The organism is Streptomyces oryzae, assembly GCF_017676365.1.
Classification (GTDB): Bacteria; Actinomycetota; Actinomycetes; order Streptomycetales; family Streptomycetaceae; genus Streptomyces; species Streptomyces oryzae.
The window spans coordinates 36766-53824 of the sequence record NZ_JADKMA010000023.1; the positions used below are offsets into that span (position 1 = coordinate 36766).

At 71.2% G+C, this 17059-nt stretch carries 17 protein-coding genes and 1 pseudogene; 10 read left to right on the top strand and 8 right to left on the bottom strand.

Going from position 1 to position 17059, the window contains the following annotated elements; genetic code table 11:
* Positions 1-18: 18 nt before the first annotated feature.
* On the bottom strand, positions 19-960 hold the full coding sequence (locus tag ITI46_RS07185; RefSeq protein WP_209238569.1) for a LysR family transcriptional regulator: 942 nt from the start codon (positions 958-960) through the stop codon (positions 19-21).
* Positions 961-1056: 96 nt separating this feature from the next.
* Between ITI46_RS07185 and ITI46_RS07190 the strand changes: the two genes are divergently transcribed.
* The 3 genes from ITI46_RS07190 (at position 1057) to ITI46_RS07200 (ending at position 2866) form a co-directional block, all read left to right on the top strand.
* The gene (locus ITI46_RS07190; RefSeq protein WP_209238570.1) at positions 1057-1986 is read left to right on the top strand and encodes a DMT family transporter; all 930 of its coding nucleotides are present in this window, start codon (positions 1057-1059) and stop codon (positions 1984-1986) included.
* A complete protein-coding gene (locus ITI46_RS07195) occupies positions 1956-2456 on the top strand; it encodes a YbaK/EbsC family protein (protein WP_209238571.1) in 501 nt (166 codons plus the stop codon). The genes ITI46_RS07190 and ITI46_RS07195 overlap by 31 nt, the downstream gene beginning before the upstream one ends.
* 122 nt (positions 2457-2578) lie before the next feature.
* A complete protein-coding gene (locus ITI46_RS07200; RefSeq protein ID WP_209238587.1) occupies positions 2579-2866 on the top strand; it encodes an STAS domain-containing protein in 288 nt (95 codons plus the stop codon).
* 33 nt (positions 2867-2899) lie between these two features.
* Here ITI46_RS07200 and ITI46_RS07205 read toward each other — a convergent pair whose 3' ends face one another.
* Genes ITI46_RS07205 through aztA form a run of 3 tightly spaced genes read right to left on the bottom strand, consistent with a single transcriptional unit; the run spans position 2900 to position 5403 of the window.
* Positions 2900-3415, bottom strand: coding sequence for a GNAT family N-acetyltransferase (locus ITI46_RS07205; RefSeq protein WP_247745600.1), 516 nt, complete (start codon positions 3413-3415; stop codon positions 2900-2902).
* 60 nt (positions 3416-3475) lie between these two features.
* On the bottom strand, positions 3476-4693 hold the full coding sequence (locus ITI46_RS07210; protein ID WP_247745601.1) for a GTP-binding protein: 1218 nt from the start codon (positions 4691-4693) through the stop codon (positions 3476-3478).
* Positions 4690-5403: a zinc ABC transporter ATP-binding protein AztA gene (gene aztA, locus ITI46_RS07215; protein ID WP_209238572.1), complete on the bottom strand. Its 714-nt coding sequence runs from the start codon at positions 5401-5403 to the stop codon at positions 4690-4692. Before aztA ends, ITI46_RS07210 begins: the two co-directional genes overlap by 4 nt.
* A gap of 56 nt (positions 5404-5459) precedes the next feature.
* On the opposite strand from aztA, the gene aztB reads away from it, so the two are divergent.
* The 3 genes and pseudogenes from aztB to ITI46_RS07230 all read left to right on the top strand — a co-directional run.
* On the top strand, positions 5460-6383 hold the full coding sequence (gene aztB, locus ITI46_RS07220; protein WP_209238573.1) for a zinc ABC transporter permease AztB: 924 nt from the start codon (positions 5460-5462) through the stop codon (positions 6381-6383).
* 26 nt (positions 6384-6409) lie between these two features.
* On the top strand, positions 6410-7627 hold the full coding sequence (locus ITI46_RS07225; protein ID WP_307808085.1) for a hypothetical protein: 1218 nt from the start codon (positions 6410-6412) through the stop codon (positions 7625-7627).
* Between the two features lie 44 nt (positions 7628-7671).
* Positions 7672-8292, top strand: a pseudogene (locus ITI46_RS07230) (metal ABC transporter solute-binding protein, Zn/Mn family); the annotation flags it as partial.
* Positions 8293-8409: 117 nt separating this feature from the next.
* On the opposite strand, the gene ITI46_RS07235 reads toward ITI46_RS07230, so the two are convergent.
* From ITI46_RS07235 to ITI46_RS07250, 4 genes are read right to left on the bottom strand one after another with little or no spacing between them, the layout of a single operon-like run.
* On the bottom strand, positions 8410-9387 hold the full coding sequence (locus ITI46_RS07235; protein ID WP_209238575.1) for a tocopherol cyclase family protein: 978 nt from the start codon (positions 9385-9387) through the stop codon (positions 8410-8412).
* A 1-nt stretch (position 9388) separates the two neighbouring features.
* Positions 9389-10507: a polyprenyl synthetase family protein gene (locus ITI46_RS07240; protein WP_209238576.1), complete on the bottom strand. Its 1119-nt coding sequence runs from the start codon at positions 10505-10507 to the stop codon at positions 9389-9391.
* A complete protein-coding gene (locus ITI46_RS07245) occupies positions 10504-11604 on the bottom strand; it encodes a prenyltransferase (RefSeq protein WP_209238577.1) in 1101 nt (366 codons plus the stop codon). The genes ITI46_RS07240 and ITI46_RS07245 overlap by 4 nt, the downstream gene beginning before the upstream one ends.
* 5 nt (positions 11605-11609) lie before the next feature.
* The gene (locus ITI46_RS07250) at positions 11610-12635 is read right to left on the bottom strand and encodes a methyltransferase (RefSeq protein ID WP_209238578.1); all 1026 of its coding nucleotides are present in this window, start codon (positions 12633-12635) and stop codon (positions 11610-11612) included.
* Positions 12636-13044: 409 nt separating this feature from the next.
* Here ITI46_RS07250 and hppD point away from each other — a divergent pair, with 409 nt between their 5' ends.
* The 4 genes from hppD to ITI46_RS07270 all read left to right on the top strand — a co-directional run.
* A complete protein-coding gene (hppD, locus tag ITI46_RS07255) occupies positions 13045-14208 on the top strand; it encodes a 4-hydroxyphenylpyruvate dioxygenase (protein WP_209238579.1) in 1164 nt (387 codons plus the stop codon).
* Positions 14208-14975 (top strand): demethylmenaquinone methyltransferase, encoded by a 768-nt coding sequence (locus ITI46_RS07260; RefSeq protein ID WP_209238580.1) that lies wholly within the window; start codon positions 14208-14210, stop codon positions 14973-14975. Before hppD ends, ITI46_RS07260 begins: the two co-directional genes overlap by 1 nt.
* Entirely contained in the window at positions 14972-16297 is a 1326-nt protein-coding gene (locus ITI46_RS07265) for a geranylgeranyl reductase family protein (RefSeq protein ID WP_209238581.1), read from the top strand. The genes ITI46_RS07260 and ITI46_RS07265 overlap by 4 nt, the downstream gene beginning before the upstream one ends.
* Positions 16298-16421: 124 nt before the next feature.
* Positions 16422-17059, top strand: a 638-nt coding sequence (locus ITI46_RS07270; RefSeq protein WP_209238582.1) for a TerD family protein, incomplete at its 3' end; no start/stop codon positions are given.

A 17059-nucleotide genomic window follows, 5' to 3' on the forward strand; every position in this document is an offset into this window, starting at 1 on the left:
GAGCCGAACCCGCCTCCGTCATCGGTGCACGTCGGACCCCTCGGCGGTTTCCGGGGAACCGCCGTCGCCGCTGACGGCCGCCGCCGCACTCCGGAGCTCGGCGAGGACGGTGCGCACAGCTTTGCGAGTCGCGTTCTCGGGACGGTGGAGCGCGTCGATGTGGCGGCGGGCATGGACGCCGGAGAGCGGTCTGAGGGTCACGGCGGAGTGCGGGCGCGCGGTCCAGCGGGGCAGCAGCGCGATGCCGCCCCCGGCCGCCACCACCTCGGAGACCACGGCGAACTCGTTGATCCGGTGCGCGATCCTCAGCCGTCGTCCTGCAGTGGCGGCGATGGCCTCGATGGTGGCCATCAGCGGGAAGCCGTCGTGGACGGTGATCCATGTCTGATCGGCCACATCGTGCGGGGTCAGGCGCTCTTTGTCCGCCAGCGGATGCCCGGCCGGCAGCGCGATGTCGAGGGGCTCGTGCAGCAGGGGCGTGGCCGACACGGTCCTCGGCCACGCCGGTGAGTGGTCGAGCCGGTGCGCGAGGACGATGTCGTACTCGTGGGTCAGCGGCGGAAAGTCCTCCTGGGAGACGTCCTCGTCGGCGAGCGCGAGCCGTGGCGCCCCAGGGGCGGCGAGGCCGCGTACGAGGCGGGGCCACAGACCGGCGGCGGCGCTGTGGAAGGCCGCGACCGACACCTCGCCGTCCGGCTCTTCCAGGAACTCCTCGACAGCGTGCCGGGCACGGGCCAGTGACGTCTCGACATCGATCGCCGCGGCGGCCAGAGCCCGTCCGGCGGGGGTGAGCACGAGCCTGCGGCCCGCGCGCTCGGTGAGCGGGACACGGACCGAGCGCTGCAGCAGCCTCAGCTGCTGCGAGACCGCCGAAGGCGTGACCAGCAGCGCCTCCGCCACCGCGGTCACGCTGCCCAGCTCTCCCAGCTCGCGGAGAACACGCAGCTGTCGCTCGTCCATGGCCAATAGTGTAGATCAATAGTGTAGCCACTCTAAATAGATGTTTCAGTAAATGGTCCTTGGCTTCACTGTGCTGGTCAGGGCAGGGTTGTGGGCATGCCTGAAGCACGTCGTACCGATGCGGTGCTGCTGCTGGTGGCGGTCGTGTGGGGCTCCAGCTATCTGACGGCGAAGACCGCTGCCGAAGCCGCCCCCGTGCTGGTGGTGCTGTTCCTGCGCTACCTGCTCTCGTCCCTGGCCGGCCTGCCGCTCGTTCTCGCCGTCACATCCCGTTCGCGCCCCCGCTGGACGCGGGACGAGATCCGGATCGGCGCCGTCCTCGGTGTGTCCCAAGCCGCCGTGCTGGTGCTGGAGATGTACGGCGTGGCACACACCAGCGCCGCCAACGCCGGGCTGCTCATCAGCCTGACACTCGTGATCACTCCACTGCTGGACCGCACAGGCGGCGGCCGGCTGCCTCCGCGGTTCTTCCTCGCCGCCGGCTTGTGTGTGCTGGCAGTCGGCCTGCTGACGTCCGGCCACGGGTTCGGGGTGCCAGGCGTCGGTGACCTGCTGATCCTGGCCGCCGCTGTGGTCCGCGCGGCGCATGTCGCGCTCGTCGGACGGCTCACCGCAGGACGTGCCCTGCGCCCGCTCCAACTGACCGCCGTACAGACCTCGTTGGGATCGCTGCTCTTCCTGGTGCCTGCCGCACCCGGCCTGAGCGCTCTCGCCGGCACCGGTACGGCGACCTGGCTCCAGCTCGCCCACCTCGCCCTGTTCTGCAGCCTGTTCGCCTTCCTCGCCCAGACCTGGGCCGTCCAGCGCAGCTCCGCCAGCCGCGCCAGCCTGCTGCTGGGCACGGAGCCCGTGTGGGCCGTCGCCATCGGTCTCGCCCTGGGCGGCGAACACCTCACCCTCTCCACCGCACTCGGCGCGCTCCTGATGGTGGCGGGCACCTACTGGGGCCAGGCCATCGAACGTGCCCACCGCACCCGCACGAAAGAGAAGACCGCATGCCCCACACCGACACCTACCGCCGTCTGATCGCCCTGCTCGACGACACCGCGACTCCCTACCGGCTCATCGACCACACCCCCGAGGGCACCACAGAGACCGTGAGCGCGCTGCGCGGGCACCCTGTCTCCCAAGCCGCCAAGTGCCTTGTCCTACGGGTGAAACCCGACCGGCGCACCACTCGCCACGTGCTCGCCGTCGTCCCCGGCGACCGGCGTGTCGACCTCGACGCCATACGCGAGCTGTTCGCCGCCCGCTACGCCGGCGTCAGCGACGCGGCCACCGCCGAACGCCTCGCCCGCGCCGTCCCCGGCACGGTGCTGCCCTTCAGCTTCGACCCCGACCTGGAACTCGTCGCCGATCCGGATGTCGTCACCCGGCCACAGCTCTACTTCAACGCGGCCCGCCTGGACCGGTCACTAGCCGTCTCCGGCGCGGACTACGAGAAGCTCGCCCGCCCACGGCTGGCGAAGATCGCCGGCCCACAGCCACAGACCTGAGCGGCGCAGGCCGCGGAGGCATCATGGAAGTGAGCAGCCCCACTGTCGAGGAGGCCGCCATGGCAGCTGTTGCACGCGGATCTCACTCCGTTCCGGCGCGGCGGACGATCGCTTCCGTGACGATGGTCCACGGACAGCGTGCCGAGCTGACCCTCGCCGGCGACCTGGGCGCCGGTGTCCTCCGGGAACTGGAGGAGCAGCTGGATGATCCGAGGCTGCGCGCGGCGCGTGAGTGGGTGGTGGACATGAGCGAGGTCACCCGGCTCGACCTCGCGTGTGCGTACGCCCTCCTCCGCGCGGCTGTCGAGCGGCCCGAGGCCGTGCGGCTCGTCGTCCACGGAGCCCGGCGCGAGGTCCGCAGGACGCTGCGCCAGGCCGGTATCGGCCCGGGCCAGGTCTCCCGCGGGTGAAGGGCCGCTCCGGAGCGTCCAAGGCCCGCGTCGTCAGGTGATCGCCGGACTGCGGCGTTCCAGGAGGACGACGTCGCGCCAGCGGCCGTGGTGGCGGCCGATGCGCTCGCGGGTTCCGATGACGCGGAATCCGGCGCGCTGGTGCAGCGCGATACTGGCGGTGTTCTCGGGGAAGATCCCGGACTGGATCGTCCAGATACCGGCTGCTTCTGTCGACTCGATCAGCGCTTTCAGCAGGCCGGAGGCGATACCGCGGCCACGGGCGTCCGGGTGGACGTAGACGGAGTGCTCGACCACCCCGGCGTACGCGCACCGGTCGGAGACCTTCGAGGCGGCGATCCAGCCCAGCACGGTCCCGGCCTCGTCCAGGGCGACGAAGCGGTGCTCGGGGAGTTTCGCGGCGTCGAAGTCGTCCCACGTCGGTGCGCCGGTCTCGAAGGTCGCGTTGCCTTCCTCGATCCCTGCCCGGTAGATCGCCAGCACCTGTTCGGCGTGCTCGGCGAGGAGCGGCGCGATCACCGCGCTGGGGACATCGACGCTGCTGGACAAGGGGCCTCCCGGGGTTCGCTTTCCGCCACCGTACGGGATGCTGGCCGGCAGTCGGCGAGCTCACAGCGCATCGTTGTCCGCGAAGAAGGGGTCCTCCGCGCCCAGCCAGTGGTCCAGGCCCAGCGCCAGCTCCGCGTCGGTCAGCAGCGCCGCGTCCAGGGCGCCGCGGATCCGGAGAGCGTCCAGCTCGATACCGGTGAAGGTGATTTCGTTGCGGCGCTCACCGAAGTAGTCGTCCCAGAACCAGGATGCGGCCGTACGCCGCTGCGCGGACACCGCCGCCCACAGCTGCGGCGCCTCCGCCTCCAGCCAGGGCCCGGCTTCCCGCAGCTCCAGATGCGCACCGGCCGAGCGCCAGGTCACCACGGATTCGGGCCGGTTGGCCAGCCACAGGTGCCCATGGCCGCGTACGACACCGAGCAGCGCGACGGAAAGGGCCTCGGCCAGCCGCCCGGGGTGCACCGGTCGCCGGGCCCGCCACAGGACGGAGCCCACGCCATGGCTGCTGCCGCGGGAGAGCCGCGGCACCGTCACGGGGTCCAGCCGGGCCCGCCACACCTCCTCGGGGTCGTACGCCACTTGCCGTAGAGCCGCGGAGGGCAGCCGGGCCGGTTCGGCGCCGTCATGGGTCACGAGTGGGGCGCGACCGTTCAGGTGCCGGATCAACGAGGCGACTCCGACAGCGAGTTGACCTTCCTCGCGGGACGAGGAGTGCACCACGACGGTGTCCGCCACCTCCGTCTGCACGGCCGCTGCCTCAGCACGGGTCACGGGTGCGCTCGCCGTCCAGCCGTTCCATCTGCGTACCGCCCGGTGAACGCAGCGGATGTCCGCCATGAAGGAGCCCGGATCGATACCGGCCAGCACGGGGCCCGCGACGTAGTGGGTGCCCAGCGAGCCGGTTCCGGTCCGCTCACGCCACAGCTCCAGCAGGAAGGGCAGGGTGTCGAGAGTTTCGGGCAGCGCCAGGACAACGGCCTGCGGGCGGTGTGCCGCACGGCCGATCGCGAGCAGGTCTTCGCGCACGATCACCGCCGGCGCACCTGTCGCCCCGCGCGACGCGGCATCCCGCATCCGCCCGTCCGCTCCCCGCAGCAGGCGCTGGACGACCGGATACCCCTCCGGCCCGGGGTCGAGTGAGACGGCGAGGACCCAGGCGTCCGGCGCAGCGTGCAGCACTTGGTCCACCAGGGCGCCGCGCGCCCCGGGCGAGTTGCCGGACACCACGCTCAGCAGGATCTCGGGTGCGCGCTTCCGGGCGGCGGGGGAGCGGGTCATCGTGCCTCCGGGAAGTCCCAGAGCCGGCGCAGCGCGCTCTCGGTGAGGACGTCCCCCGGCTTCCCCTCCTCGACGAGCCGGCCGTTCTGGAGCAGCAGACAGTGGTCCGACTCCCGGGCCGCGCCGAGGTCGTGCGTGGCGTGGACCACGGTCGCCCCGTCGGCCGCGGCCGCACCGAGCGCGGCGGAGATGCTCTGCCGCGCTGCCATGTCCAGGCCGGTCGTCGGCTCGTCCAGCAGGAAGAGATCGGCCTCCTGGGCGAGTCCCTGTGCGACAAGCGCGCGTTGGTGCTGTCCGCCGGAGAGCTCGCCGAGCTGCCGTTCGGCCAGGTCGAGGATGCCGAGCCGGTCCATGCTGTCGCGTACGACGGAGCGGTCGTGAGCGGTCAGCCGCCGCCAGGCACCGCGATGGGCCCAGCGCCCCATGGTCACCGTTTCCCGCACGGTGAGCGGGAGCGTGTCGGAGACCGCGCTGCGCTGCACGACGAAGCACGGCCGGGAGGCACTGCTCCTGTCCAGGGAGCCGGAGGTGAGCGGGCGTACCCCCGCGAGCACGCTCAGCAGCGTCGACTTCCCCGAGCCGTTCGGACCGACGACGGCGGTGGTCGCCGACCGGGGGATGGACGCGGTGAGTTGCCGCAGCACCGGCCGCCGGGGGTATCCGGCGGCCGCGTTGCGCAGCGTGACCTCGCAGGGCCTCGGCTGTGGCATGGCGGCATGTCCTCCCTTGTTGTTATGACAATCATTTTCATTATAGGCTCCGGGTCATGGAGTGGTTGACCGGCCCGTTCGAAGTGGCCTTCCTTCAGCGGGCCTTGTGGAGCGGGATCCTGGTGTCCCTGATCTGCGCCACCACCGGCATATGGGTGGTGCTGCGTGGCATGACGTTTCTCGGGGACGCCATGGCGCACGGCATGCTGCCCGGGGTCGCCGTCGCCTCGCTCTGCGGGGGCAACCTGCTGATCGGCGCGGCGGTGAGCGCGGGCGTGATGGCCTGCGGGGTGACGGCCCTGGGGCGGGCACCCCGGCTCTCCCGGGACACCGGGATCGGCCTGCTGTTCGTGGGCATGCTGTCGCTGGGCGTGATCATCGTCTCCCGGTCCCAGTCCTTCGCGGTGGACCTGACCGGATTCCTCTTCGGCGACGTACTCGCGGTGCGGGAGCGGGATCTGACCGGCCTCGCCGTGGCGTTGTGCGTCGCGCTGCTCGTCTCCGCGCTGGGGTACCGCTCGTTCCTGGCCCTCGTCTTCGACGAGCGGAAGGCCCACACGCTCGGGCTGCGCCCCCGGCTGGCGCACGCTGCGCTGCTCGGGCTCGTCACGCTGGCCATCGTCACGTCGTTCCACGTGGTCGGCACGCTGTTGGTCTTCGGGCTGCTGATCGCTCCACCGGCGGCGGCGCTGCCGTGGTCGCAGCGGGTCCCGTTGGTGATGTGCGGTGCGGCGCTGTCCGGCGTGGCCGCGACCTTCATTGGGCTCCTCGTCTCCTGGCACCTCGGTACGGCTGCCGGGGCGACGATCGCCGCGGTCGCCGTCCTGCTGTTCTTCCTCTCGGCGCTGGCCTCCGGCGTACGGAACCGCCGGGCGGATGTCGCGCAGCCCGCTCCGGAAGACGAAAACCGAAGCGCAGGCAGCCGAGGCGAAGACGGCCGAAGCGAAAACCACCGAAGGGAGTACGAGCACTCAACATGAACTGGAGCCCGAAGAAAGGCGGGCCGGTGTCCGCCGCGGTCCTGTCGCTGGGGCTGCTGCTCGCCGGCTGCGCGGATCCCGGCGACGGAGAGAGCAGAGAGGGGAGAGGGGCCGACAGGAAGTCCGCGTCGTCTTCGAAGCCGCACGGATACGTCGCGGGCGCCGAAGAGGCGGCGGAGCAGCAGTCCCGTCTCGTACTCGGAGACGCGGAGAGCGGCGAGATGCAGATTCTCGACCTCATCGAGGGGAGGACCAGGCCGCTGGGCCGGATGGGCAAGGGCGCGGAACTCGTCACCGATGGCCGGTTCGCGTACGCCAACTCCAGCCGCGGTTCGAAGGTGTTCGACAGCGGCGCGTGGATGGTCGACCACGGAGACCATCTGCACTATTACCGGGCCAAGGCACGCGGCCTCGGCGCGGTCCGGGGAAAGCAGCCCGAGCACGTCTACAGCAGTCCATGGCTGACCGCTTTCACCTTCGCTGACGGAACCGCGCGACTGGTCGACCACGCGCAACTGGAGAAGGGCCGGATCCGGACGACAGGGTTCCTCGACGGTATCGGGCGGGGCCCGGTCGTTCCCTTCAAGGAGAACGCACTCGTGCCTGTCGCCGGAACGGGCGGGGATTCCACGGTGGAGGTGCGTGACCGGAAGGGCAGGAAGAAGACCTCCCTCGGTGTGAAATGCCCTCAGCTGCGCGGCGCCGCGGTGACGCGGACCGGCGTCGTCTTCGGATGCGCAGACGGTGCGCTGTTCATCACGGAGAAACAGAAGAAACTCGCCCCGGAGAAGATCCCCTTCGGGCGGAAGGTGCCCGGTGACGAGCGGCCCGATGCCTTTCACAGCCGGTCGCTCGGCACCACGCTGACCGCGCGGGCAGGTGACACGGGTGTGTGGGTCCTGAACGTGGCCGAGCGCGAGTGGAAGCTGATCGAAACCGGGCCGGTAGCAGCGGTGAACAGCGCAGGCGAGGGCACCCCGCTTCTCGTACTGGACAACTCCGGCACGCTGAAGGCGTACGAGATCTCCACGGGGAAGCAGCTCGCCCGCAAAAAGCTCCTCTCTTCCCCGCCGAAAGCGAAGGACGTCTCCCGCGCGGTCATCGAGATCGACGCCAACCGCGCTTACGTCAATGACATGGCCGCCAGGAAGGTCCACGAGATCGACTACCACGACAGCCTCCGCAAAGCGCGTTCCTTCTCCCTGGACTTCAGGCCGTCCGAGATGGTGGAGACGGGGCGATGACGGCCGCCGTGCGTACCGGACGCCCCGGCAGGCGCGGCACGGCCATGGGCGTCCTCGTGCTCGTCTGCGCGCTGCTCGCCGGCCTCGCGGGATGCGTCGGGAGCAAGAAAGAGCGCCCCACCGTGGTGGTCACCACCAACATCCTGGGCGACCTCACCCGCCAAGTAGTCGGCGGCGAGGCCGAGGTGAAAGTGCTCATGAAGCCGAACGCCGACCCCCACTCCTTCGGCGTCTCGGCCACCGAGGCCGCACAGATCGAGAGCGCCGACCTGGTGGTGTACAACGGCCTGGGCCTGGAAGAGAACGTGCTGCGCCACGTGGAAGCGGCCAAGGAAGCTGACGTCCCCACCCTCGGCGTCGCCTCCGCGGTGCACCCCCTCACCTACCGTACGGACGACACCGAGGGGCAGCCCGACCCGCACTTCTGGACCGACCCCTCCCGCGTCCGCAAAGCCGTCCGCATCATCGGCGACGCGGTAGCCGGACATGTCGCCGGCGTCGACAAGAGTGCCGTCAAGGCGCAAGCCGCCGCGTACGGCAAGAAGATCGGGCAGCTCGACGCCTGGATGAAACAGCGCTTCGACACCATTCCCAAGAGCCGGCGGAAGCTGGTGACCAACCACCATGTGTTCGGGTATCTGGCCCGGCGCTTCGATTACGCGATCGATCTGACATCCGGGAAGAAGAAGGCGACCGGCACCTTCAAGGAGAAGCCGAACGAGATCACCGGAGTGGCGACGGAGTAACCGCGCACCGGACGCAGCGCCTCGCCGGTGCGCTCCTCAAGGAGACCGGGGTGCCCGGCCCCGTTCCAGGCTGGCGAGGCGGGAGGTGCCCGCGTACAGCGGCTTGCCGTCGCGGGTGACCTCCAGCCGGACCGTGCCCGCCAAGTGCTGCTCGGAGTAGCCGAGGTGGTGGGGGGTCAGTGCGGGGATGGGCAGCCGGAGGAGGGGGCTGTCCGCTCCCTGACCGCTGACGCGCACCCGGTGGCGCGGGCCGGTGGCCGTCAGGCGCCAGTGGTCGGCCCGAACCCCGCCGCGCACGATGGCCGCGGGCGGAAACAGATCGAGGCGCCTGCCACCGAGGCACAGGACCAGCCCGTTCACGGGCACGGTGGCGCGGCCCCTCCCCAGCAGGCCCCCGGCGAAGGCCACCCGGACGTCGGGACGGTCGAAGTCCTGGGCCTGGCCCCACCACCAGGCGGGCGGAAAGCCCCGCCCCCACGACTTCTCGGCGTACACCTGGCAGCCCGCCAGGTCCCAGTGCTCGTCCCCCAGCCGCGCGGCACCCTCGGCCCGGGCCTCGAACAGGTAGGGGTGCCAGTAGTGGTTGAGCCCTGGCAGCAGCGAGAACACCCCGGCGCCCGGCAGCAGCGTCCGGCGCCGGGTGCCCGGAAAGAGAGCCACCTCCAGCTCCGCGTCGTCCAGGGAGACCCGTAGCCGGTCCCGTACGCCGGAGGCCCCCGTCCGGTCGCGTACGAAGGAGAGTGCGGGAGCCGCCTCGATGGCGAAGCGGTCGGTGCCGGCCCATGCGTCGTCGAGCGTTGTGGACCGGACGAGGGAGAGGGGGCTCGCCGCCACGACCACGGTCCCCCAGGCGCGGCCGTGCTGATGGCTGACCCCGCAGGCGACCTCCAGCACCCGGTGGCGTACCGGGTCGGTGAACCGCCACAGATAGCCCTCCATCAACGACCGGTGCGAGGGGAGCGGGTCTCCCCACGGCAGATCCGCTCCTGTGCGCCGCCACGCCGCGCGCGGCACCTCAGGAGCCCCGCCGGGTCAGATAGGCGGCCATGGCGGCGAACCGCGCGCGCGTCTCGGCGGACATGGGCACCGCCGCGAGCATCCGAAGGGCCAGCGCGGTCTGGTGTTCGGCTTCCCGCCGGGTGGCCTCCTCGCCGCCCGCCTCACCGATCAGCTCCAGGACCCCGGGCAGTGCCTCCCGGTTCAGGGGTGTCTCCGCGCGGGTCAGCAGGTCCCGCAGCCGCGCGGAAGCGGGCGTGTCCGCCGTCAGCGCGAGGAGGACCGGAATGGTCTTCCGCGCCTGGAGAAGGTCGTCCCCGACAGGCTTGCCCGTGCGCTGCCGGTCGCCCCACAGCCCGAGGATGTCGTCGGCGCACTGGAACGCCACCCCCATGTGCCGGCCGAAGGCGGCGAAGCGGGCCACCTGCCGCGGCAGGCCGCCCGCGAGCACGGCCCCCAAGGCCGCCGCGCAGGCCAGCAGCGCCCCCGTCTTGCCCCGGGCAGCTGCCCGGTACTCGGCGACCGAGACCGCTTCCGGCCCTGCCCAGGGCCGCTGGACGAAGCCGAGGTCCCTGACCTGCCCGTACATGGTGGCGATGAGAGCGCGGTTGAGCAGTGCGGCCGCTACGGCCGAGCGCTCGTCGCGCCGCCTCAAGAGGGCATCCATGGCCAGCACATGGAGACCGTCACCCGCCAGCAGGGCCGGGCCGACGCCGAACTGCCGCCACAGTGCGGGCCTGCCGCGCCGGGTGGCGTCCCCGTCCGTGATGTCGTCGTGGACCAGCGTGAAATTGTGCACCAGCTCCACGGCGACGGCTCCGGGCACGGCACGCTCGGCCGGCGCGCCCAGCGCCTCGGCGGCGAGATACACCAGCGCGGGCCGCACTGCTTTCCCGCTGTCCGCCCCTGCTGGTGACGCGGCCTCAGGTACCTCGTCCACCTCATCCGACGCCCGCCCCGGTCCCTCGGGCCCGTACGAGTGCTGCCATCCGAACTGGTAGGCGCCTGCTGCGGCGAGTGGGCCGGGCAGGCGGGCAACGGCTTCCCGGAGCGCGGGCTGCGTCCACCGGCGGGCGCGCTCGCACATCTGCTGGGCGACCCGGAGCTCGGAGGGAGTCGCCCCCGCCGCGGTGGTCATGCCCGCTCGGCCCGCCCTTCGGCCAGAGCCGGCTCTCCGGGCAGCGCGTCCGCAGCCGCCCGCCGCCGCGCCGCCAGCGCGGTACGCGCCAGCCACCACGCGAACGCGACGGTGGTGCCTGCCGCGAGGGCCACCCACAGCCCGGGCGCTGGCCTGCCCCGCAGCGCCAGGTCGGCCAGCAGCGCGACCATGGTGCCGCAGGTGGTCAGCGGCAGCTGCATGGAAGCCCAGAAGGTGACACCGTCAGCCCTGCGCCGCTCCGCCATGGCCCCGGTACGCAGCGCCCGCAGTACGTAGAGCCCGGCCGGAGCACAGGCCAGCTGGGCCACCGCGACCACGAGCGGCAGCTCACCCGCCGCGGCCAGGGCCAGCACCCCGGTGTACAGGGAACCCTGGCCAGCGGCGTACAGCCGGGCCAGTCGCCGGGGCCCCAGAGCCGAGGCGAGGGTGTTCTTGCCGACGAGCCGGTCGCCCTCGATATCGGCGAGGTTCATGATCAGGCAGCGCAGCACCTGAAGCACACACACGAGCGCGGTGCACCACAGCAGGAGCGGTGAGAGCGAACCCGACTGCAACAGCGCGGCCAGCACAGGGCCCATGCCGTACAGCACCGCCGCACAGGTCACCTCGCCCAGTGCGTGGTAGTTCAGCCGCAGTGGCGGCGCCGTGTAGAACCACGCCAGAGCCATCAGCGCGACGGCCAGCAGCCGGGTGGTCAGGGTCGGCATCGCGGCGGTCAGTGCGATGCCGGTGAAGAGGGTCACGAAAGCGGACGCGAGGCTCACCGTCGGGCTGAGCAGCCCCTCGACCAGAGCGCGGCTGCCGCCGGTCCACGCGGTGGGGGAGGGGTTGGCCCGGTCGGCTTCCAGGTCGAAGTACTCGTTGCAGAAGTGCGTCATCAGATGCGTCGTCCAGGCGAAGCCCAAGGTGAGCAGATACCAGGAGAGCGCGAAGTCCCCACTCGCGTGGACGGCCAGGGTGACGCCGAAACCCGTCACCATCATGCTCTGGAAGAGGAACTTGACACGCGCCAGCCTGAGGAAGGCGGCCGCCGTGCCCGGGGCCACGGAGGCGCCGGGCGGCTCCGTCGCGCTCATTGGGCTCACGGGGCCTCTTTGGTGGCCACGATGATCCCGTGCGGCGTCCAGCCCGGTACGGGAAAGCGTTCGACGGCTCCGAACCCTGCCTCCCGCAGGCACCGCTCGTGCACGCGCCAGGGGTAGATCATGCCGCCTTCGGCGGGCAACGCGGCGAAGTAGACGCTGTCCAGGGCCGCGACGAGAGGTCCGTCCCCCTCGTCGTTCGACATGGAGTTGAAGATCACCACCCGGCCGCCCGGCGCGAGGGCCGCGTGCGCCTTCCGCAGCAGCGCGGTGTTCTGCTCCGGGGTCCAGATGACGAGCTGATGGGCGAACAGCACACAGTCCATGCCCGAAGGAAACGGATCGGCGAACATGTCGCACGGCTGGACGGAGACGCGCTCGGACAGCCCGGCCCGCTCGACGCTCGCAGCCGTCATCCCGGCCGAGGCCGGGATCTCCAGTACGGTGACCTCCAGCCCCGGGTTGTGCCGGGCCAGCGCGATGGCGTTGACCGCGTCACCGCCGCCGCAGTCGAGCAGCCGGCGGGTGTGCGTCAGATCGAGCGTGTGCACCAGATGGGTGTTGGCCAGCTCGGACCAGGACTTCATATAGCGGTAGAAGACCGACTCCAGCCGCGGGTTGCCGCCCAGCCGCTGATAGAGGTCCGGCTGGTCCCCGGGGACGCGGCGCAGGCCCACATTGGTGTTCCGCAGCAGCGACTCGGCGAAGTCGGCCTGCCCCTCGTACACGATGTCCTGCTCGAAGGCGACGGTGTCCTTGATCTTCTGCCAGGTGCCGTCGGCGCGCAGCGAGGCGACGAGGTCGGCGACGCGGTAGCCGGAGCCGTCCTTGACGGTCAGCCCGAGCGCGGTGCTCCCCAGCAGCAGGACCGCGCAGGCCCGCTCCTGAAGCCCCAGTTGCTCCCTGACCTCCTCCTCCGACAGGGGGCCGCGTTCCGCCAGAAGGTCGAGCAGCCCCAGCTCGCAGGCGGCGTTCAGGTACTGGAAGGCGGCGTGCCCGAAGAGGATGAACGACAGGCGGTCCATCGTCAGAGGGGGGACCGACGGGGCGGAGACGTGGCCAACAGTGCTCGGCCGCGTGGTCGTCGAGGAGGTCACGTGACACCCTTCTTCTTCAGTGAGAGGGCTGCTATTTCGTGAACAGGGTCGTCGGGAGGCACACACAGCTGCCGGGACGCACTCACAAGGGGGGCCGAATTCCACGGCCCGGCGATCAATTGCAGCCGGTGGTGATCGCTAATCACGCGATGGGCCTGCGGCGTCAAACTTTCACTTGGCCGAGTGACGGGACATTGCTGACACCCCTGTGGTGACCGGCGCCCCGGCCGGCGGAACGTACCGTCTGTGGCGTGCGCGGCTTCATGCCGCCCGGCATCTCCGCACCGATCCACGCACCGATCTTCACGCCGCCTGACGCCGTGCAAAGGACCAGTTCATGGAACTCCAGGCAACCGTTCCCGCTGATGAGGTGCGCTCTCAGCCTCGACGGGAAACCGCCGGAAACCGCCCGTGCGACCTGGTGGGTATCGACCATATCCGGCTCTGCGTCGGTAATGCCCGGCAGGCGGCACACTTCTATGTCAATGCCTTCGCCATGGAAGTGACCGCCTACCGGGGGGACGAGACCTCGCACAACGGGCTCGCGGAGTATCTGCTCAGCTCGGGCCGGGTGCGCTTCCTCATCACCGGCGGCGCGTCCGCTGACAGTCCGGCCGCCCGGTGGGCCGCAGTTCACGGGGACGGGGTCAGCGATGTCGCGCTTCAGGTGCGCAACCTCGACGAGGGTCTGGCGTACGCGGCCGAGGCCGGGGCGACCGTGCTCGAGGAGCCCACGGTGCACAGCGACGAATTCGGCCGGGTACGGACCGCCGCGATCGCCACATACGGCGAACTGCGGCACACCCTGGTGGAGCGCGATGGGTACGACGGGCTCTTCATGCCCGGATTCGGGCCACCGCCCGCTGTGCCCGTCCCCTCCTCGCCACCTCTTTTCCACCAGGTGGACCACACCGTCGGCTGTGTGGAGTTCGGCCTCATGGACACCTGGGTGGACTTCTACCGGCGCGTGCTCGGCTTCTCCACGCTGGCCGAATTCATCGGGGAGGACATCGCCACCGAGTACTCCGCACTGATGAGCAAGGTCGTCGCCGACGGCACGGGGAAGGTGAAACTCCCGCTGAACGAGCCGGCGCCGGGGAAGAAGCGGTCCCAGATCGACGAATATCTCCACTACCACCGAGGGCCCGGCGTCCAGCACATCGCGCTGGAAACCCACGACATCCTGGCTGCCACCGACGCGCTGCGCGCTGCGGGCGTGGATTTCCTGGCGACCCCGGACGCGTACTACGACGATCCGGAACTGCGGGCCCGCATCGGGGACGTCCGCGTGGACATCGCCGAGCTGCGCGAGCGCGGCGTACTGGTGGACCGGGACGAGGACGGCTACCTGCTGCAGATCTTCACCCGCCCCCTGGTCGACCGGCCGACGTTCTTCATCGAACTGATCGAGCGGCACGGCAGCCAGGGCTTCGGCAAGGGCAACTTCAAGGCCCTCTTCGAAGCGGTCGAGCGGGAACAGGACCGGCGGGGGAACCTCTGATGAGCCGCGCGACCCTCGCGAGGGACCCGGACGAGGTCACGCGCATGTTCGACGAGGCCGCCGGCCACTACGACCGGACCAACACCCTGCTCTCCGGCGGCCAGGACAGGCTCTGGCGCGCCCGCGCCCGTGCGGCGCTCGCCCTGCGACCGGGCGAGAGATGCCTGGACATCGCCTGCGGCACCGGCGTCTCCACCGCGGAGCTCGCCCGGTCCGGTGCGGCGGTCGTCGGCATCGACCGGTCGCCGGGGATGGTGGCCCGCGGCGCCGCCCGCTCCCTGGACCTGCGGGTCGGGGACGCGCTGGCGCTGCCCTTCGAGACGGCCGCCTTCGACGCGGTGACCATCATGTTCGGGCTGCGCAACGTGGTCGACCCCGGCGCGGCGCTGCGGGAGATGGCCCGGGTGACCCGGCCCGGTGGACGGCTGGTCGTCTGCGAGTTCAGCCACCCCACCTGGGCGCCCTTCCGCACCGTGTATCTGCGGTACCTGATGGGCGGCCTGCCCCGCATCGCCGACCTGGTGTCGAGCAACCCCGACGCGTACACCTATCTGTCCGAGACCATCCGCGCCTGGCATGACCAGCGCTCACTGGCCGCCCTGATCCGGGAGGCCGGCTGGCAGCGGGTCTGCTGGCGCAACCTGACCGGCGGTATCGTCGCCCTGCACCGTGCCCTCGCCCCGGCCCGGCAGCCAGGGCCTGAGGAATCGGACGGAGACGGGGACGGGCGCGAACACGGGAAGCAGCAAGCGGAGTCCGCCGTATGACGCGGCCGGAGCGAGCGGCTCAGGTGCTCGTCGTGGGAGCCGGTCCTGCCGGGGCGACGGCCGCCTACCACCTGGCCCGACAGGGGGTGGAGGTGGCTGTGCTGGAGAAGTCGGCGTTTCCACGGGAGAAGGTCTGCGGCGACGGGCTGACACCGCGGGCCGTACGGCACCTGGTACGGATGGGCATCGACACCTCAGCTCCCGGCTGGAGCCGCAACCGCGGACTGCGGTTCGTCTCGCGCGGGGTCACCCTCGAGGTGGACTGGCCGGAGAGCAACAGCTTCCCCGGCTACGGCCTCACCCGCACCCGGCACGACTTCGACCAGCTTCTCGCCGAGCGGGCGGTCGCCGCCGGTGCCGTACTGCATACGGAGACGAAGGTGACGGCGCCGTTGCAGGACGCGGCGGGGCGTATCACCGGGGTCAGCGCCGTCTGCGGCACCGACCGTGTGGTACGCGACTTCTCGGCGCCCGTGGTGATCGCCGCCGACGGCGTCGCGGGGCGGCTCGGGCTCGCCATGGGCGTCACCCGGCTGGGGAAGCGCCCCGTGGGTACCGCCGTGCGGCGCTACTACCGGAGCCCCGCCAAACACCAGGACCCGTATCTGGAGTCCTGGCTGGACCTGCGCCGCCCCGACGGCCGGATCCTGCCCGGATACAGCTGGATCTTCCCGCTGGGCGACGGCAGGGTGAACGTGGGCCTCGGGGTGCTCAACGACTCCCGCACCGGCACCACCGACGTCCGCAAAATGCTCGCTCCCTGGCTGGAGCGGACGCCACAAGAGTGGGGACTGCGCGGTGAGGAGCACGCGGAAGGACCGCTGCGCGGGGCAGCGCTGCCGATGGGGTTCAACCGGCTCCCGCACCACCACCAGGGGCTCCTGCTGATCGGTGACGCGGGCGGCATGGTCAACCCGTGCAACGGCGAGGGCATCGCCTACGCCATGGAAGCCGGCGAACTCGTCGCCGACGTCGTGGCCCAGGCCATGGGCCGCCCGCCGGGCCGCACCCGGGATCGCATGCTGGAGCGGTACCCCGAGGAGATCGCCGCCCGGCTGGGCCGCTACTACCGGCTCGGCCGCGTCTTCTCCTCCCTGATGGCCCGCCCGCTGTTCACCTCGCTCGTCACCCAGAACGCCGTGAAGTCGCCCCGCGTCATGGCCGCCATGGTGCGGCTGCTGTCCAACCTGTCCGACCGCCCGGGGGCCGACGTGATCGACCACCTGGTCAACACCCTGGTCCGGGTGATCCCCGGCGACAAGGAGCTCGGCCGGGTCCGGCGGACGCAAGCGCGGGCGTGCGGGACGCATCCGCCCCGCTGACCGGCGGGATGCGGGATCTTTCCCCGGGAAGTGCCCGGTCGGATTCCCTCTCGGCGGGCGCGTGTTGAGCCGGTGCCCTGAACGCCTAAGCTTCGGGGGTCGGAAGCACAGAGGGGGAAGCCTGATGTCGATGCAAAAGGGTGCCAACGTACCGGTACCGGCCGCCAGGGTCCGGGTGGAGCTGGGCTGGCAAGGAGGGCCGGGGGCGCCTGATGTGGACGTGTCGGCGCTGTTGCTGACGGCGGCCGGCAAGGTGCGGTCGGACGACGACTTCGTCTTCTACAACCAGCCTGTGCACCGCAGCGGTTCGGTGCGGCACGAGGGCCGGCGCCAGGACGGCACGGGCCTGCTCGAAACCATCCGGGTCGAACTGTCCGCGGTGGAGCAGGAGATCTCGACCGTGGTGATCGCGGCCTCCACAGACGGCACGTTCAGCCAGGTGCCCGGCCTGTTCGTTCGGGTGCTGGACGCGGACAGCGGCGCCGAGGCGGCGCGGTTCGACGCCTCGGGAGCCACGTCCGAGACGGCGTTCCTGCTCGGGGAGCTGTATCGGCGGAACGACGCCTGGAAGTTCCGGGCCGTGGGCCAGGGGTACTCCTCCGGACTGGAAGGGCTCGCAACGGACTTCGGCATCACCGTGGACGAGCCGGCCTCACCCGCGCCGGCCCCGACAGCCCCGTCCACCGCGCCTGCTCCACCGCCCGCGCCTGCGCCGCCCGCGCCTGCGTCGGCCCCGCCCGTGTCAGCCGCGCCGCCCGCTCC

Coding starts and splice junctions, on each gene's coding strand:
- aztA (WP_209238572.1), bottom strand. CDS start 5,403: ATGCCACAGCCGAGGCCCTGCGAGGTCACGCTGCGCAACGCGGCCGCC.
- hppD (WP_209238579.1), top strand. CDS start 13,045: ATGGAACTCCAGGCAACCGTTCCCGCTGATGAGGTGCGCTCTCAGCCT.
- ITI46_RS07260 (WP_209238580.1), top strand. CDS start 14,208: ATGAGCCGCGCGACCCTCGCGAGGGACCCGGACGAGGTCACGCGCATG.
- ITI46_RS07265 (WP_209238581.1), top strand. CDS start 14,972: ATGACGCGGCCGGAGCGAGCGGCTCAGGTGCTCGTCGTGGGAGCCGGT.
- ITI46_RS07185 (WP_209238569.1), bottom strand. CDS start 960: ATGGACGAGCGACAGCTGCGTGTTCTCCGCGAGCTGGGAGAGCTGGGC.
- ITI46_RS07250 (WP_209238578.1), bottom strand. CDS start 12,635: ATGGACCGCCTGTCGTTCATCCTCTTCGGGCACGCCGCCTTCCAGTAC.
- aztB (WP_209238573.1), top strand. CDS start 5,460: ATGGAGTGGTTGACCGGCCCGTTCGAAGTGGCCTTCCTTCAGCGGGCC.
- ITI46_RS07200 (WP_209238587.1), top strand. CDS start 2,579: ATGGTCCACGGACAGCGTGCCGAGCTGACCCTCGCCGGCGACCTGGGC.
- ITI46_RS07210 (WP_247745601.1), bottom strand. CDS start 4,693: ATGACCCGCTCCCCCGCCGCCCGGAAGCGCGCACCCGAGATCCTGCTG.
- ITI46_RS07245 (WP_209238577.1), bottom strand. CDS start 11,604: ATGAGCGCGACGGAGCCGCCCGGCGCCTCCGTGGCCCCGGGCACGGCG.
- ITI46_RS07190 (WP_209238570.1), top strand. CDS start 1,057: ATGCCTGAAGCACGTCGTACCGATGCGGTGCTGCTGCTGGTGGCGGTC.
- ITI46_RS07240 (WP_209238576.1), bottom strand. CDS start 10,507: ATGACCACCGCGGCGGGGGCGACTCCCTCCGAGCTCCGGGTCGCCCAG.
- ITI46_RS07195 (WP_209238571.1), top strand. CDS start 1,956: ATGCCCCACACCGACACCTACCGCCGTCTGATCGCCCTGCTCGACGAC.